Origin of the sequence: Methanobrevibacter sp., from assembly GCF_017410345.1 — an archaeon.
Lineage (GTDB): Archaea > Methanobacteriota > Methanobacteria > Methanobacteriales > Methanobacteriaceae > Methanobrevibacter.
Map to the genome: position 1 here is coordinate 115,869 of NZ_JAFQQZ010000044.1, position 17,212 is coordinate 133,080.

12 protein-coding genes and 2 tRNA genes are annotated in these 17,212 nt (G+C 35.8%); 7 read left to right on the forward strand and 7 right to left on the reverse strand.

Annotated features, from left to right (window positions below):
• Positions 1 to 43: 43 nt before the first annotated feature.
• From IJE13_RS05970 to frhA, 5 genes are all read right to left on the reverse strand, one after another.
• Positions 44 to 4,165 carry a right-handed parallel beta-helix repeat-containing protein gene (locus tag IJE13_RS05970; RefSeq protein ID WP_292778240.1) on the reverse strand — a complete coding sequence of 1,374 codons (4,122 nt, stop codon included), beginning with the start codon at positions 4,163 to 4,165 and terminating at the stop codon, positions 44 to 46.
• A gap of 244 nt (positions 4,166 to 4,409) precedes the next feature.
• Complete coding sequence (gene frhB, locus IJE13_RS05975) at positions 4,410 to 5,255, reverse strand: coenzyme F420 hydrogenase subunit beta (protein WP_292778242.1); 846 nt, start codon at positions 5,253 to 5,255, stop codon at positions 4,410 to 4,412.
• Between the two features lie 11 nt (positions 5,256 to 5,266).
• Positions 5,267 to 6,112, reverse strand: a complete 846-nt coding sequence (gene frhG / locus IJE13_RS05980; protein ID WP_292778244.1) for a coenzyme F420 hydrogenase subunit gamma — start codon at positions 6,110 to 6,112, stop codon at positions 5,267 to 5,269.
• A 111-nt stretch (positions 6,113 to 6,223) separates the two neighbouring features.
• Complete coding sequence (gene frhD / locus IJE13_RS05985; protein WP_292778246.1) at positions 6,224 to 6,697, reverse strand: coenzyme F420-reducing hydrogenase, FrhD protein; 474 nt, start codon at positions 6,695 to 6,697, stop codon at positions 6,224 to 6,226.
• 29 nt (positions 6,698 to 6,726) lie between these two features.
• Entirely contained in the window at positions 6,727 to 7,944 is a 1,218-nt protein-coding gene (gene frhA / locus IJE13_RS05990; RefSeq protein ID WP_292778248.1) for a coenzyme F420 hydrogenase subunit alpha, read from the reverse strand.
• Positions 7,945 to 8,656: 712 nt separating this feature from the next.
• Here frhA and IJE13_RS05995 point away from each other — a divergent pair.
• The 4 genes from IJE13_RS05995 (at position 8,657) to IJE13_RS06010 (ending at position 10,451) form a co-directional block, all read left to right on the forward strand.
• Positions 8,657 to 9,181 carry an endoglucanase gene (locus tag IJE13_RS05995; protein WP_292778250.1) on the forward strand — a complete coding sequence of 175 codons (525 nt, stop codon included), beginning with the start codon at positions 8,657 to 8,659 and terminating at the stop codon, positions 9,179 to 9,181.
• A gap of 271 nt (positions 9,182 to 9,452) precedes the next feature.
• A complete protein-coding gene (locus tag IJE13_RS06000) occupies positions 9,453 to 9,995 on the forward strand; it encodes a hypothetical protein (RefSeq protein WP_292778252.1) in 543 nt (180 codons plus the stop codon).
• A gap of 228 nt (positions 9,996 to 10,223) precedes the next feature.
• A tRNA-Arg gene (locus tag IJE13_RS06005) sits at positions 10,224 to 10,297 on the forward strand.
• A 79-nt stretch (positions 10,298 to 10,376) separates the two neighbouring features.
• A tRNA-Arg gene (locus tag IJE13_RS06010) sits at positions 10,377 to 10,451 on the forward strand.
• A 98-nt stretch (positions 10,452 to 10,549) separates the two neighbouring features.
• Here IJE13_RS06010 and IJE13_RS06015 read toward each other — a convergent pair.
• Entirely contained in the window at positions 10,550 to 11,740 is a 1,191-nt protein-coding gene (locus tag IJE13_RS06015) for a TIGR00375 family protein (protein ID WP_292778254.1), read from the reverse strand.
• Positions 11,741 to 11,864: 124 nt separating this feature from the next.
• Here IJE13_RS06015 and IJE13_RS06020 point away from each other — a divergent pair, with 124 nt between their 5' ends.
• Both IJE13_RS06020 and IJE13_RS06025 read left to right on the forward strand, forming a co-directional pair.
• Positions 11,865 to 12,425, forward strand: a complete 561-nt coding sequence (locus tag IJE13_RS06020; RefSeq protein WP_292778256.1) for a DNA-3-methyladenine glycosylase I — start codon at positions 11,865 to 11,867, stop codon at positions 12,423 to 12,425.
• The gene (locus tag IJE13_RS06025; RefSeq protein WP_292778258.1) at positions 12,422 to 12,901 is read left to right on the forward strand and encodes a DUF2115 family protein; all 480 of its coding nucleotides are present in this window, start codon (positions 12,422 to 12,424) and stop codon (positions 12,899 to 12,901) included. The genes IJE13_RS06020 and IJE13_RS06025 overlap by 4 nt, the downstream gene beginning before the upstream one ends.
• Before the next feature lie 28 nt (positions 12,902 to 12,929).
• On the opposite strand, the gene IJE13_RS06030 is transcribed toward IJE13_RS06025, so the two are convergent.
• Positions 12,930 to 13,937 (reverse strand): ArsA family ATPase, encoded by a 1,008-nt coding sequence (locus IJE13_RS06030; RefSeq protein WP_292778260.1) that lies wholly within the window; start codon positions 13,935 to 13,937, stop codon positions 12,930 to 12,932.
• 320 nt (positions 13,938 to 14,257) lie between these two features.
• On the opposite strand from IJE13_RS06030, the gene leuS reads away from it, so the two are divergent.
• A complete protein-coding gene (gene leuS, locus IJE13_RS06035; RefSeq protein ID WP_292778265.1) occupies positions 14,258 to 17,131 on the forward strand; it encodes a leucine--tRNA ligase in 2,874 nt (957 codons plus the stop codon).
• Positions 17,132 to 17,212 lie beyond the last annotated feature (81 nt).

Genomic DNA, 17,212 nt, shown 5'->3' on the forward strand with positions numbered 1-17,212 from the left:
AATAAGAAAAAATAGTGAGAGAAAGAAAAATTAAGTGTCAAAATTATCTAATCTTAACTTTAGCATTCTTATTTGCCTTAAGATAAGTGCTGTCTCCCGCAAACTTGACTGTAAACTTATAGGTTTTCTTTTTAGATAATTTTATCTTAACAGCGCCTATTCCCTTTTTATTTGTCTTTACAGTGTATTTCTTACCATTTACAGTAAAAGTTAATTTCTTATTGGCGATTGCCTTTCCACTTTTTGTCTTTAAGGTAGCGGTCAATTTCTTATTTTTAGATGATTTCTTATAGGATTTATCCTTTACAATAAGTTTTGTGCCAACCTTTTTAACATAAAGCTTCAAGGTCTTGCTGATAGGGCTATAAACACTGTCTCCAGCATATTTGACTGTAACAGCATAAGTCTTAGCAATATTGACTTTCACTTTGGCCTTAGCGACTCCTTTTGAATTGGTATAGGCACTATAGGTCTTGCCATTAACAACAAAGCTAATCTTCTTGTTTTTAATAACTTTGCCATTTACATCCTTGAATGTTGCAGTCAAATACTTGTCTGCATTTACATAATATGATTTATTTGGAGCGGCCAAGCTTGCCTTCTGCTTGTTGACAGTCAATTTGGATGTTGAAAATGAAGCGCAATACTCACCATCACCAAGGAAACTGATCAAAAGAGTGTAGATTCCATAAGCATTGATACTGACTGGAAGCTTTGCCACCCCACTGGAATCTGTGATAAGATTATAGATTACATTATTATAAAAAATATGAATTGATTTATTAGATAATAAAGCACCACTTCCATCTGATAATCTTACTTCAAAATGCTTAATGCAATTTCCATAAATGGCTTTATCCATAGCTGTGCAAACCAGATTATTGGCAACAATAACAGTTTCACTGCCATCATTGAAATTGATCTCATTGGAACTGGAATCATCAAGCAAATAATACTTGATTTGCCCCATATTTTCTATCAAATCATTATTTTCTAGATTAATATTGTCTATAGGTTTGAACAATGGTCTTTCTGCAATGGATTTGACAAGACATATTGATTCCTCATCAACATCATCATTATTCTTTAGAAATGTGTTATTCTTGATATTGATGATTGGATAATCAAGACCTGTTGGATTTGTTGAATTTGTCAATAGGGATAAAACAAACAAGTCATTTTCTTTTAATATTACAGTCATGTCAAGTAAATTAACTGTACTCTTAGACAATATAATGAATAGGGGGTCATTATTGGAAACAAGCTGATTGGAACTTGAATCAATATTGTCCAATAAGATTCCTCCAACTAAACTAATGGATCTGTCAATTATGATAGAATCTTTAATTGTATAAGGATTATTTCCTAAATAAACAGTATCCCCACTCTCTGAATTGTCAATTGCATTTTGAATGTCCTTTGCAGGATTATTGGAATGAATGATATTTACATAAGCATTATTTTCATATAATTTATTATTCTTTATATTTGAACTTGAAATTTCATTTAAATGAAGACCGTATGCAAGATTTCCATTTGAATAGATATTATTGGAGCTTATTTCCAAATTATCGCTATTTAAGACATTTATGCCACAAGTGATTCCATCTTCGCGACCATTGGATATGGATAGATTATTATTTAAAATGGACAATGCATATGTTATGTCGTTGTAATTGATTAATCCCTCATTAAGTGCAGAAATGGCTGAAATGGAATTTAAATCAGCATTTAAATTAAATATATTATTTAATAGTCTAATATTATCAGCGCTTTCATCTGATCCAATTATTTTAATGGCAGACAAGCTAGCATCTCCACCGACATTGGAAACATCAAATTGATTATTTTCTATGATTAGATTACTGACCCCATCCTTAATTATTATAAATGAAAAGCCCTTATTTAAATTTCCATTTTCCAATTTAAATCTTAAATTAGAGATATTGGTATTTGAAGCCATATCCTCCAGTATTATAGTGGAATTATTGATTATGGAATCCTTATAAGGTAATATGGTTAATGGAATGTCAATTCTAATGGTCTCATTGCTTAAATCGGCAATCTTCAAGGTATCTCCCATTTCTATGTCCAAATCATCATAAAATCTTCCATCTGAATTAAAGATTGAATCAAAATTAGCATCACTGACCATATATACGGTAATTTTCAATATGGAACCGTTAAGTGATTGAATATCTTCATCAGCCAATGTATTGATAATGTTCTCACCGTAAAAGATGTAACTTCCATTATCGTTCAATATAGCAGGATTGTCTTCATTAATTGTAATAACATTATCCAACATGCTAATTCTTGAATTGTTTAGAACTAAGGCATAACTTTTAGAGTTTATAGTTATTGTATTATTTATTAAACTAATATTCCGGGCATTGCCTATGTTGAATGCATTCTCTCCATTACGTATAACAATCTGTAAATTTTCTATTCTAATATTATCACAACTCAAGATAAATGGCATATTTGTAATTTTTGAATTTTCCCCTATTATGGATATTTCCTTGTTTAATTTAATGGACGCAACTCTTGAATTTAAATTTCCTTTAAATATGAGGGTGTCTATTGATTTTAAATTCTTCAAATTCCCATTTGTATCAAATGCATTGAAGAAAGTGCCGCCGGTAACATATAGGCTATTATTAAATAAAGTGATTTGTGATTTTGATTCAACCTCAGAAAAATCAATGAAGGAGCTTGTACCCTCTAATATCTTGTTATTTTTAATGATTACATTATCAGGATATTTGGATTTTGATTGCATTTTAACTAAAATAGCTGTTCCATTTTTAGTGCCTATAGTGTTATTGGAAACAGTGACGTTAGTCATATTTCCTCGAATATAAAGCCCATTTCCAGAAGTCATGTTAATGATATTATCTTGAATCAGTGTATTGGAAGCCGAAAGAGAAAATTCAAATGCATGCTCTCCGCTGATGTTTTGAATCACATTGCCATAAGCGGTACAGTTTACAGTCACGTAAATGGCTGATCCGGTTATCTTGCTGTCATGAATGGTGTTGTTTATGATTGTATTGTCATAGGAGGCATGAATTCCATACTCCCCACCGTCAGTACCATTGTTTCCTTCATAATAGCTACCAGCCAAGGCATAGATGTCATTGCCTATTATCTCATTGAAGCTGCCTTCTGAATCCACTCCACGATACATTAAATAGATAGTATTGTTTATTGCCTTATTGTAATCCCCCATGATATGAACACCATAGGCCCATGCTGAAGGGTTTGGCAGCCCTGTCTCTTCACTGATTGCAGAGGATCTGATTGTATTGTTGTAAATATTGTTGTAATTGGACTTTTCAAAACCATAGGTTGTCAAATAGATGCCATTTGAGTCCTTGATTGTAACATCATTGGAATAAATGTTATTGTAGTGAGACTCTCCAAGCAATATTCCTGCACGTTTCCAGGACATGTTCATATAACCGGTGAAGGTGGTCTCAAAGACATTATCATGTATAATGCAGTAGGTGGAACCTACCAAAAGGGTTGGATTACTGTTTGCGCCTGTGGAATAGGCATTACAGTTAAAGACATTCACATGACTTGAATACACCACATAAACGCAAGGATGCTTTTCAATGTCTACGGTAAAGCTTAGATTGGAAACGTCTGAATAGATGCTGGAGTTAACATTCTCATATTTTACTACACAATTATTAAGATAAGCGTTTCTTTGGCTGCTTGTGATTGAACATGGAATTGTGAATGTAAAGTTAACCTTTTTGAACTCGCCGGATAAATCAATGATATCCCCTGATTTGACTATGCTTGTATCCACATAGCCATTCTTGAAGTATTTTGAATAGTTGGAAGGGCTTATCTCATGTACATTTCCACTGGAACTAGCAGATAAAACCTCCTTATCCGTAGTTTCAACAGCCCCATTATATGCAGCCAAATCATCATCTTCATTCTCATCAGACATTTGGTTGAAATTAGAGAGGGATGACTGGTCTTCCACTTCTTCATTCAATGAAACATCATCAATAGACATCTCTTGAATATTGTTGTCATCACCAGCAAACTGAATATTATCACCATCTATTTCTGAAGCACTTGCAAATGAAATGCTTAAGATAATCAGAATGATTGATAATATGCAAATTTTACTTAATCTTTTCATGATTTCACCAAATAATCTAAATTTGAATTTAATTTTGTACAAATAAAATTTATTATATATATTAAAATTTTTATTTTATTATATATTAATTATTTGATAATTTTTGAAAAAAGTATTAAAAAAAGTAAAATTATTGAAAAAGATGTTAAAATCTGAAAAAATAGAAAAAATCAATTTAGTTGTTAAATATACGAACAATTAAAAATTGTTTAAAAAAAAGTAAAAAGAAAAAAGAAAAGAGAGTTTAGAAAGGACTTGGGAGTCCCATGTTAACTCTTCTTTCGATTTCTTTTCTACCTTTGTCCTTTTTACCGTTAGCTAATTTTTCGAGTAATTCTAAACCAGGTTTTACATCATCCATTGGTTTGGTTTCGATTACTCCAGCTTCAACAGCTGCGGTAAAGATGTCTGCTCCGTTGTCAGTTCTGGTAAAGACAGTGGACCAGCCATCTGGGGAACCTACAGATCCGGTGGATACATCAGCTAATTCTGCAACATAGTCGAGACAGATGTTACATCCAGCTTGTTCGTATCCGTGGGTTTCTTTTAATGCAAGTCCGGATTCACCTTCAATGTCAGTGATCCAGAATTTTCCTTTACCGATATCCATTTTGTTAACGCTTTCTAAGGAAGAGTTCATTTTACCTTCGATGAAGGTTTTTAAGGAATCTCTTGGGAAGTTTTCCATACAGAAAATACCGATAATTAAAGCAAGTTTATCTGCTACGAATCTGGTAGCAAATGGGTAGGATTGCATTTTTCTGAGACCCATGATTTGACAAGGAGTTCCGACGGTTCCGATTTTTTCAAGACCGTATTGTCTTACAGCTTCTTTGATTTTGATTGCGTTTGGAGAGAAGGTGTATTTGGTACCTGCTGCTGCAATGATTTCTTCTGGAGTCATTGCAATGGTTGGTTCAGGTTTCCATGCGTCTTCAGTGTTACCTGCAACGATTGCACCTTCAATAATGTTTTCTTCTAAAGCGTAAGTTAATAATGCGGTTACGATTCCACCATCTTGTGCGACTTTTTGGATTGCTTTGTCAGTAGCTCTTGCAGATACTACTTCTTTATAAGTACCGAATGCCATTTTATTTCCTCCTATAATCCTAAGTCTTTTTTAATTTGCTCTTCTGGGAACCATGCTCTTGGACAGTGTACATTACATGCACCACATTTAATACATCTGTTTTTGTTGTGGGAAGGTCTACCTTCCACCATTTCAAGAGCTCTGGTTGGACAAGCTAATACACAAGTTCCACAACCAGTACATAATGCTTTACTTACAATGTTGGTTTGTAAGTCACAACCACATGCTAAGTTGCATGCTGCCATGTCTAACATAGGTTGTAAGTAATCCATGTCACCGTTAATTAATGCAACTACTACTTTTGCAATAATTTCTGGGGATGCTGGGCATCCTGGAATTGCACAATCTACTTTAATTAAGTCAGAAATTGGTACAAATGATTCATGTTTTGGTTGAGCTAATTGTCCACCACGTGCGTAACGGGTGAAACAACCAGTCATAGCACAAGATCCAAATGCGCAAACTAATCCTGATTTTTCTCTAAGTTCCATAAGTTCTTTTACACTGTGTTCATCTTGTAAACAGACAGACCCTTCGACTAATGCTAAATCCATTTCAGGCATTTCCCATAAATCTACTAAAGTTGTTCCGTAAACAATGTCCACCATATCAGTGAGTAAGGTTGAGAGAATGTCATAGTTTTCAGTTAATGACATACCGTCTCCAGTACAACCACTCATGTGAATATATCCTATTTTTGGTTTGTCAGCCACTTTTTCAACCTCCTGTGTTGAAGATTCTTTACTTATTTGCTCAGATGATTCTGCTTGTTTTTTAGCCTCTTCTTCAGCTGCAGCGTCTGCCGCTTTTTTAGCTTCTTCAGCCGGCTTTGATTGAGCTTCAACTTCGCTTTTCATTTCTTGTTTCAATTTAGCTTTTGCTTCATCATCTTCTGCGTCCGGTTTAGCTTCAAGGCCTAAAAATTTTCTTAATTTATTTTTTAATCCATCAAGCATTGCTAAACCCCTTTAAAGTTCATTTAATATCATTTCAATAGCTTTTGGAATAGCTGCCTCCACTGGCTCTGTTAAGCCCATATCTACATCTGGTGCAGTGATTTCTCCTGGTTTGCATCCTACGATTACCACTTCAATGCCTCTGTCAGCCAAATCATGAAGCGGTTCTTCAACCGGCCAGGTATGAGCGTTCTCATATTTTCCTTTTGGCATGTCATAAGGGCTGAAAAGTCTAAGTGTTCCTGGTTCCGCATTCCACTCTACAACATCAACCACAATTATCTTTTTCCAATTGTCATCAGGCATGGAAAAGATGAAGTGGGTTGCGCCGGTTCCTGCGTCAATGAACTGAGTGTCTTCAGGCATTTCCAAATCGTTTTCCTTAAAGTAATCTTCTATAGCATGTATAACCATCGGACCGAATCCGTCATCTTTAAAAAGGACGTTTCCGCATCCAACAACTAATCTTCCTGCATCATAAGGCATATTATTCCTCTCTATTAAAATCTATATAATTAAATTCTCACCATTTCGTTTTTAACAACTGATCCATCTTCGTCGTCAACTACCATTACGTGAGTTGCACAAGATAAACATGGGTCGTAAGCTCTGATTACGTGAGGTCCCCATTCGTGATGGAATCCTTCAGTTGCAGGACCCATAGTTGGGATGTTCCAAGTAGTTGGTACTAATGCACTGTAGAAAGCGGTTTTACCGTCTTTTACTTGTGCCATGTGAATATCAGTTCCTCTAGGAGCTTCAACTACACCGATACCTAATTTGTTGGTTCCTCTTGGGTCGAAATCTGCGAGGGTATTAGCAGCAGTGTCTAATTCATCTAAGATAGCAATAGCTCTGGAAAGGTAAGTTTTCATTTCACGAGCTCTAGCTAAGTGTTGAGCTACAACACCTTTTTCTTTGTAGCCTTGGAATTTATCTAATCTTGCTCTAGGACCAGTTTCTACATTTAAACCATCGTATAATGGTACAGTAGTACAAGCTCTTTTACCGATTTCTGGGTCATCATACCATAATTCTGGTACGATTTCAGTGAATCTGTCAAGATCGAAGAATTCTCTTTTACCGTAAACGACATCACTTGCAAATACAGGAGCAGTAATAGCACCTAATCCTTCAGGAATGTCCTTTTCGAGGATTAAGTTAGTCATCAATTCAACGTGATTGTCTACTACTGGGACTAATGCTTTCATTCTGGTGTATAATTTCTTACGTGCAAGTTCAGAAAGGTTTCTTGCCATACCACCGATTCTTACATCAGATGGGTGGATACCTTCACCAGCTACCATATCTACAACATATTGTGCGTTTTTCCTAATTGTTCCAACACTGTCTACTGCAGTCTTGAAAAGATCTTCTGGTACAAAGTCAGGAGCGACCAAGAAATGGTGAATTGCGTGACTGTTCAAGTTGGAAGCGGAGATTGTTAATTCTCTTAACAATGCAGCTGCCTTTGGAATTTCAATGCCTAAAGAGTCATCCATAGCTTCAGCGGATGCCATTGTGTGAGGAATTGGACATACCCCACAGATTCTTTGACAAAGAACTGGTGCAGTCTCAGGTGCTTTACCTGTAACCATTTTCTCTAAGCCTCTGACAGGTGTGATACTGAAGTATCTACCTTTGGTAACGATCCCTTCATCGTCAATTTCCATGACTAATTCCGCATGACCTTCTTGACGAGATGTTGGGGATATAACTATTTTATCGCTCAAATGTGTCACCTCTTATTTTATTTAAAATTTTAAAAGTTAGAAACTAACATTAATAATATATAATACTAGTTTAATATAAATTAACCTTTTAAAATCAAAAAGAAACATTTATATAGGTTTATTTGTTAGGTTGACCTAAATTTCGGCAAAAAATCAAAAATTCGTTAAGAATTAAAAAAAATTTTAAAATAGGGCCTCATAGCGAATAGATAGAAAAGATTAATTAGGTTAAGCAAAAAAATAAAAATGATTAATCATGATAAATAGGCAATGATAAATTTTTTGAATTTTTATTAACTATGATTTAAAAAGTATTACTTTTCCAATGAAAAAATATTTTTAAAAAATCTAAAAAAATATGTGAAAATTGAAAAAAATTGAAGAAAAATCTATAAAAATCACAAGTCGAATTTTCTAATCATAGGAACAATTTCCAATCAAAAGTAATAATTGAAAAATAATGAGTAATACTTAAATTCATATGAAAAATGATGTCTTTTCCTTGAAAAAATTTTAAGGGAAATGCTGAAAAATCTTGAAGAAATTTAATGAAAATGCTAAAAAATCTTGAAAAAATTTTAGGAAAAGATATATTTAATATAATGAACAATAATAATATACAATTGTAAAGTTTTTTCAAACTTCAATTAAAATAAAATATCAATTATTCAAATTTATAGAAATAATTCTTCCAAATAAAGGAGGTGAAAGAATGGACAATTCAAACATAATCATATCTGTAATTATTGTTTTATGTATCGCTGCAGGAGTAACTGCATATGGAATCAGTGAAGGCGATAATGCAGTTTTCAATGATTTGACTGGATTCTCTCCAGACAGTTCAAGCTCTGATGGCAATGGATTAGGCGATATATTTGGCACTGATGGAAATGACGGAACTGGTGCAGACGTTTCTTCAGGATCAAGTTCCGGCAGCAATGGCGCCAGCGGTGGAACCAATACCGGAGGAAGCGGATCCGGCTCAGGTTCAGGGTCCGGCTCTGGCTCAGGCTCTGGCTCAAGTGGAAATGGAACTGGCGGAGGCCAAAACACCAACAAAATAAGTCCTGCCCAAGCTAAAACAATTGCTTCTGGTTTTATTGGTGAGGCAGGAGCATATGTCAGCAACGTTAAAGATGACGGAACCCAATACATATGCTATATTTCAAACTCTACTGGGGACGTCGTTGATGCAATTGGAATTAGTTACACCGGTGAAAACTTAGGAAAAGTATAATCTAATTTACCTTAAGGAATATTCTCAAATATATTCCTTACTTTTTACTTTTTTCTTGACTTTTTTTAAAAAGAATCTTTACTACATTATAAAATCTATTTTTGAAATTGAAAAATTCATAAAAACAAATAAATTTATAATGTAGCTTTACTAAAATAAATACTATATTATCAATTTAAGACGATTGATGATGAGAGACAAAATATTATATTCATAAAAAATTATAAAAATATTCAAATCTTTTTTAAAATATTCTAAAAGAGGTGGAAATATGGACAATACAAGCATTATTATTTCTGTTGTTATTGTTTTATGTATTGCTGCAGGAGTAACTGCATATGGATTAACAAACGATAGCAATACTGTATTTAACGACCTTTCAGGTTTTACACCTGATGAACAAGGCAACACAGGAATAGGAAATAATTCTACTGGCCTAGAGGGAACAGACTCTGGAACTGGCACTGGAACCAGCGCAAGCAGTGGATCCGGCAGTTCAAGTTCAAGTAGTAGTAGCAGCAGTTCAAGTTCTTCAACCAAACATAATGTTAGCCCTGAAAAGGCTAAAAAGATAGCTGAAGGTGAAGGATGGGAAGGTTCCTGGTGTTACAGTGTAAAATACAATCCTAATGGATATTACACTTGTCTTTTAAAGGATGCTAAAGGCCGTACCGGTTATGTACTTGTTGGATCTGGTACCGGAACAGTGCTGGAAGGTGCTTGGAGTGATGAAGTCGTACCTGATGAAGGGGACAACAAAACCTCTAACTCAACAGACTCTAACAAAACCAGCAATAAGACTAGCAGCCAATAGATTAAAAAAATAAAATTCAATAAAAACAGTTTTAACTGGAAAACAACAATAAACACTATAAAATTAAATTATCTTTAATTTAATTTTTAGTTTTTATTTTCTTTTTTATTTTCATTTTAAGAAAAATATTTTTCTAAAATAAACAATTAGAATTGATGATTTAAAAAAAGAATATTTGTACGATAGTTTTATATATCATAATAAACATAAAATATAATGTTGTATGTAGGGCCCGTAGCCTAGCTGGACAGGGCGTCGGACTTCTAATCCGAAGGTCCCGGGTTCAAATCCCGGCGGGTCCGCTCTATTACTATTTTTAACTAGTTTTATCGAAATTAAACAGGATGACTACTTAAGATATCTTAAGAAGTTTAGTTGGATAGGCTTGTAGCCCAGTTTGGATAAGGCGTTAGACTCCTAATCTAAAGACCGCGGGTTCAAATCCCGCCAAGCCTGCTTTTTATGCTATTTTTAATAAGTTTAAAAAAATTAATAAAAAAAGGTAAAATACTGATTTAACAAACTTTAAAATTAAAAAAAGATTAGAAAATTAATTAGAAATTATCAAGTGTGAGTATTTTCTCTGACTTTTTCTCTTTTTTAAATTCCTCTTTAAAGGATATCTCACCATATTTTCCTCCGCCACCAGGAATGACATTCAATGTCTTATTCCTGAATCCTTCTATTCCAAGAGCCACATTCTCATCTATTTTTGAAATGTCCTCAAGTGGAGTGCTAATCAATACATCGATTTCAGGACCAAATGAATCAATCAGCTTCTGCCAAATCCCCTGAACTGTCTTGGTGGTGATTCCCTTATCATAGATCATGCTGATTATTTCGGCAAGAGGCATCAGATGAACATATGGAGGCCTATGGCTTGGATGGTGAGGTTCCTTATAGTCCGCTATTTCACTGATTCTGTAGTCAACCCCCTTCTTGATCCTGCCGCCACAGGAACATTTCATCTTTTTCTCTTTTGCAATATCCGGATCTATGATCTTATAGCATTTGGTGCATGCGGTCATGTGATACTTTCCCAAATTCGGAAGAAGTCCGTAATTCGCCTTGACATTCTTCTTTTTCAATGCATCTTGAAGTGATGTATATGATATGTCTTCCATCTCTATCTGATTGAATTCCCTGCCTAACCTGTGAGGCCATGGTGAATGGGCATCGGAATTGGTCAGGAATACAAAGTCAGACAATTCCTTAACGGTATCTGCCATGTCAGTGTCTGCAGAAAGCCCTAATTCAACAAAATCTGGCGCCTTTTCATAACAATCATAAATGCTGTCATAGGTCTTGTACATTCCTGTCCAAGGAGTGAATGAATGGGCAGGGCCTATCATGCAGTCATACTCCTTCACAAACTCAAGAAGCTCCGCTCCGCTTAAGGGGCTTCTTGGCCTTCCATCAATGTATTTGTTTGGAGAAACCAATTTTTGAGACAGTTCTCTAGCAGCCTCTATGTTGGGGATTATTATAACGTGATGAATCTTGTGTTGGGCCTCAACCTCTGTTGTCAAAATGAAGTCACAATCCTTGTGTGAGTATATCCCATCTCCCTTATACTCAGTGCTTTCCTCTATGATATCCAGCCATTTGGGATGAAAGGCATCTCCGGTTCCAACCAGATTCAATCCCTTCTCATGGGACTTTGGAGCTATATTGTTTATTACCATATCCTTTGAAGTGGCTGCTGAGAAGCAGCTGTGAGTATGTAAATCTGCATTAACCAACATATAATTATCATTATAATTTTTTAGTATAAATAATTTTTAAAAAATTTTTCTAAAATAAGAAATCAAAAGATAAATTAAAATAATTCTAAAAACATATTTTAAATAAAATAAAAAAAGTGATTCCATGACAAAAAGACGTTGCTCTTGGGCTGAAGATGTAGAGGAAATCTATGTGAAATACCATGACGAGGAGTGGGGAGTTCCAACATATGATGATCAGGACCTCTTTGAACTGCTAGTGCTTGAATCATTTCAAGCGGGACTTGCATGGATTACAATACTGAAGAAAAGAGAGAACTTCAGAGAAGCTTTTGATAACTTTGACGTTGAAAAGGTAGCTGCTTACGACGAAGAAAAAATAGAAGAGCTTAGAAACAATGCAGGAATCATAAGACATAAGGGAAAGATTAATGCTGCAATCAACAATGCAAACATATTCATGGAAATACAAAATGAATTCGGCTCATTCTCCAACTACATCTGGCACTTTACAGAAAATAAGATTTTGATGGATACTGAAGAGAACTATCTCACCAACTCTCCCCTTTCAGACAGAATAGCTAAGGACTTGAAGAAAAGGGGAATGAAATTCGTTGGAACCACAATAATCTACTCCTATCTTGAATCAATTGGAGTAATCAACAATCACATTCATGAATGCTTTAGATATGGGGAATTGAAATGAAATCACAGGACTTACTTGCAGAAATCAAGGAAAACATCAAGGATTACGACATCAAGTATCTGGAAGGGAAAATAAAAGAAAAAGACATAAATCCGATATCAAAGCAGGTTTCAGCATTCAATATTGAAAACTATTACGAAATCATGGCATTGGACATTAAGGAGGATAAAAATGTTGAAATTTCAGATAGATTGATAGAGGAAATCAAAGATGAAATAGCCAAGTTCTTTGATGGATGCTCACCTGAAAGCGAAGACACATTCAAAAGATTCATCACCTACATATGCGTTTATTTAAGTCTCATTGCCAAAAAGCCATTGCATCCAGTGGGAATGGATTTCAGAGATGGTAAAACTGTTTTTACAAAAGAGGAAGATGGGAAAATAAACTATTACTGTGACATAAGGGAAGAGATGAAAAATAGGTCTAAAGACTACTTTACATGTAAATTCTGTCTGTGTAAAGAAGTGAAATAAAATAAAAAAAGAAAATTAAAGAATGTAATCATAGTTGGATTACATTCTGTTGAACTTCATCATTGTCCTTTCCTTCATATAGGATTTCAGCTAATTTTAACAATTTCTCTTGTCCTTTAACCTCATCCTTGAATAAAGGAACTTGAGCAACAACTTGGTCTGCGAACTTTTGATCGATTAAAGCTAAACGTTTTTGCTGCAACATATATCTTGAATGGCAGAAGTCACAGTCTGAAATGTCCGGCATCACCTGATTTACAATTATGCTATCAGTTGTGATGTCATACTTGTTCAACGCTTCAATGGCTCTTTCTGACTCATAGATTGACATTTCCTCTGGAATCACCACCATTTTGAATGTGGTTCTATCAGGGTCTGAGAGTACAGCTTTAGCCATGTCGATTTGCTTTTTGGTCTCTTCCAATTCCTTGCTTGATTGGAAGTCCTCATCTGCCCCCATGAATGGAATGATGTTCTTCAACGCATTCGCTGCAGTGCCTAATTTTGCCTTTGCCTTCATCAATTTTCCTACCCAGGAGTCCATGATCTCTGGGAATGAAAGCAATCTCAATGTGTGGCCGGTCGGTGCAGTGTCAAATACAACTACATCATACTCATTGGAAGTCATTACAGAGAGGAAGACCTCAAATGCTGCAGCCTCATCGGCACCAGGAGAAGCTGAAGCCAAATCCATCTGCTCACCTAAGAAGTCAAGACCGAACAATTGGTCTGGATTTGCCATGGATTTTTGACTTTCAAGAGCCCTTTGCTTTTCTTCCATTGCCTTGTCTGGGTCAATTTCAACAGCATATAGGTTTTCATTGATTTGAACCGGATAATGTCCGATTGTCACTTCAAGTGAATCTGATAATGAGTGAGCGGGATCGGTTGATACGATTAATGTCTTTTTGCCTTGATTAGACAACCACAATGCAGTGGCTGAAGAGATGGAAGTCTTTCCAACTCCACCTTTACCTCCTACAAATATGAAAGTGGTTTCGCCTTGCTTGAATTTGAAAATATCTTTAAATGCCATATAATCCCTCCTAAGGATTTTATTATATGATAATCTTTATTCTGTTTTTTTAATCTGAAATCTTTACTAAAAAGTTTTAGTAACAATAAGTTATTTTATTCTTCTTACATATAAAGTTTATCTTTTTTTTAAGTGGAAAGTTACCTTAAAAGTTTTCCTAAAAAATAAATTAAAAACCAGTTTTTCAAGAAAAAGATATGAAAATTTTATATTTAATAAAAATAATAAATATAAATTAATATGATTTATAAATTATTCTACTAATTTTTAAATTATAATTTACAATTATCCAATTATCAAAAAATCAAAATGGTGATTTAGTGACTAATAATGAAATCGAAAAGAAATGGCAGAAAATCTGGAGAGATGAAAAGCTGTTTCAATCAGACCCTGATGAAAGAGAAAAATTATTCTTAACAGTGGCTTATCCATATCCAAGTGGAGCTATGCACATTGGACACGGTAGAACCTACACCGTTCCTGATGTGTTTGCAAGATTCAAAAGGATGGAAGGCTACAATGTATTATTCCCTATGGCATGGCACGTAACCGGTGCCCCTGTTATAGGTATTGCAGACAGAATCAAAAGGAAAGATCCATGGACCCTTGACCTATACGAAAGGGTTCACAAGGTTCCTCATGACACCCTTCCGAAATTGGAAGACCCTATAAACATCGTAAAATACTTCAGTAACGAATACCACACCGTTATGGATGATATGGGTTATTCCATCGATTGGAGAAGGGAATTCAGAACCATCGACCCTACTTACAAGAAATTCATCACATGGCAAGCCAAAAAGCTTAAGTCCTTAGGATTGATCAAGCAAGGCGAACACCCTGTGAAATACTGTCCTCACGATGAAAACCCTGTAGGGGATCACGACCTCTTGGAAGGTGAAGGTGTAGGGGTAAACGAATTGACATTAATCAAATTTGAAGTTTCACCTAAACAATACATCGTACCGGCAACCTTCCGTCCGGAAACCATCTTTGCTGCAACAAACGTATGGTTGAACCCAGAGGTTCACTACATTGAAGTTGAAGTGAAATCCGGAGTCAACGAAGGTGAAAGATGGATAATAAGCAATGAAGCTTTCCTAAACCTTTCCAACCAGCATGACTTGGAAATCATCGGCGACATTGACCCTAAACCACTCATTGGAAAATATGTCAAGAATCCGCTTAACGGAGAGCCATTGCCAATCTTCCCTGCAAGCTTTGTAGACCCTGAATACGGTTCAGGGACAGTATTCTCCGTACCTGCTCACGCACCTGCCGACTATATCGCACTTAGAGACTTGAAGGAAAATGCCGATTTAATCAAGGAATTTGACATTGCAGATGAAGTTGCAAAAGCAGAGCCTTTGAATGTTGTAACCGTAAAAGGATACGGAGAGTTCCCAGCTGTTGAAGTCGTTGAAAGAATGGGAATTGAAAACCAGAACGACCCTAAAGTGCAGGATGCAACCGATGAATTGTACAAAGCGGAACACAGCAAAGGATACATAAGCGACCACATTGAAAAGTATGCAGGAAAAAGAGTCGCATATATCAGAGATGAAATCAAGGCGGACATGATTGAAGCAGGTAGTGCAGACATCATGTACGACTTTGCTGAAAGGCCTGTAATCTGCAGATGCGGTAACAAATGTGTAGTCAAGGTCATGGATGACCAATGGTTCATCAGATACGGTGATGAGGAATGGACCGAAAAGACCCAAAAGGTCCTTGCACAGGAAACCATCATTCCTGAAGAGATTCGCTCCAACTTTGAATACTACCTCAACTGGCTTGACGATTGGGCATGCTCCAGAAGAGTGGGACTTGGAACCAGAGTTCCTTGGGACGAACAATGGCTTATCGAACCTTTATCAGACTCAACAATGTACATGTCCTACTATACCATTGCAAAATACCTTAAGGACATGGACCCTGAAGACTTGAATGAAGCATTCTTTGAAAAGGTATTCTTAGGTGTGGACAGCGATGAAATCACCGTTGCCCCTGAGATTGTAGATGAGATTCAAGCTGAATTCAACTACTGGTATCCTCTTGACTGGAGATTGTCTGCAAAGGACCTTGTAGGAAACCACTTAAGCTTCCTCATGTTCACCCACGCAGCTATCTATCCTGAAGAGAAATGGCCAAAAGGAACCGTTGTATTTGGTATGGGACTCCTTGAAGGAAACAAGATGTCCTCATCAAAAGGTAATGTGATTCTCCTTGCAGATGCAATCGAACAATACAGCGCAGACGTTGTAAGACTCTTCCTGATGGCATCAGCTGAACCATGGCAAGACTTCGATTGGAGAGAAAAGGAAGTTAGAGGAACCCAAAGGAGACTCGAATGGTTCAGGGAATTCGCACAAAAGGTCGAAGACATCAAAGGAGAGAAATTAAACTTATCCGATATTAAAGAAGTTGCTCTCGAGCGTAGCATTGACAAATGGATGATCAATCAATTGAATGTCCATATCAAGGAAGCTACCGAAGCACTTGAAGTCTTCCAAACCAGACAAGCATTGCAGCATGCATTGTTCCTTCTTAAAAAGGACTTGGACCACTATATGTACAGAGTCAAAGACCTTGTAGACAAGAAGGACCCTGCTGTAGTCTATGTATTGTCCACTGTCTTAAGCAACTGGATCAGATTGCTTGCTCCATTCACTCCACACACCTCTGAAGAGCTTTGGAGTAAATTCGGCGGCGAAGGATTCGTTTCATTTGCTAAGTGGCCGGAATATGATGAAAACTTAATCAGCGAAGAGATTGAAAGATCTGAATCCCTTGTTCAAAACATTGTCAAGGACATAAATGAGATCAAGAACATTGTGGACACAGACCCTGAAAAAATCCACATTTACTTGGCTCCTGATTGGAAATGGGACTTATATAAAATAGCTGATGAAGTCGGAAAACCTGACATCGGCCAGATCATGGGAAGAGCAATCGGTCAAAACATCTATGATGACAAGAAAGAGATAGCAAATGTTGCAAAGAAAATCTCTAGAGAAATGACCAAAACCAGATACATTGGTAAAATCGATGAAGCTACCATCTTCAATGATGCAAAGGACTTCATCGAAGCTGAAGTTGACTCAGAAGTCATCATTCATACCGATGACAGCTACGACCCACAAAACAAGGCAAGAAATGCAATGCCTTATAAACCAGCTATCTTTATGGAATAGTTGGTAAAATAAAAATAGATAAAAAATAAATCAATAGCTATTTTAAATAGCTATTCTTCTTTTCTTTTTTTAAAAAAATAA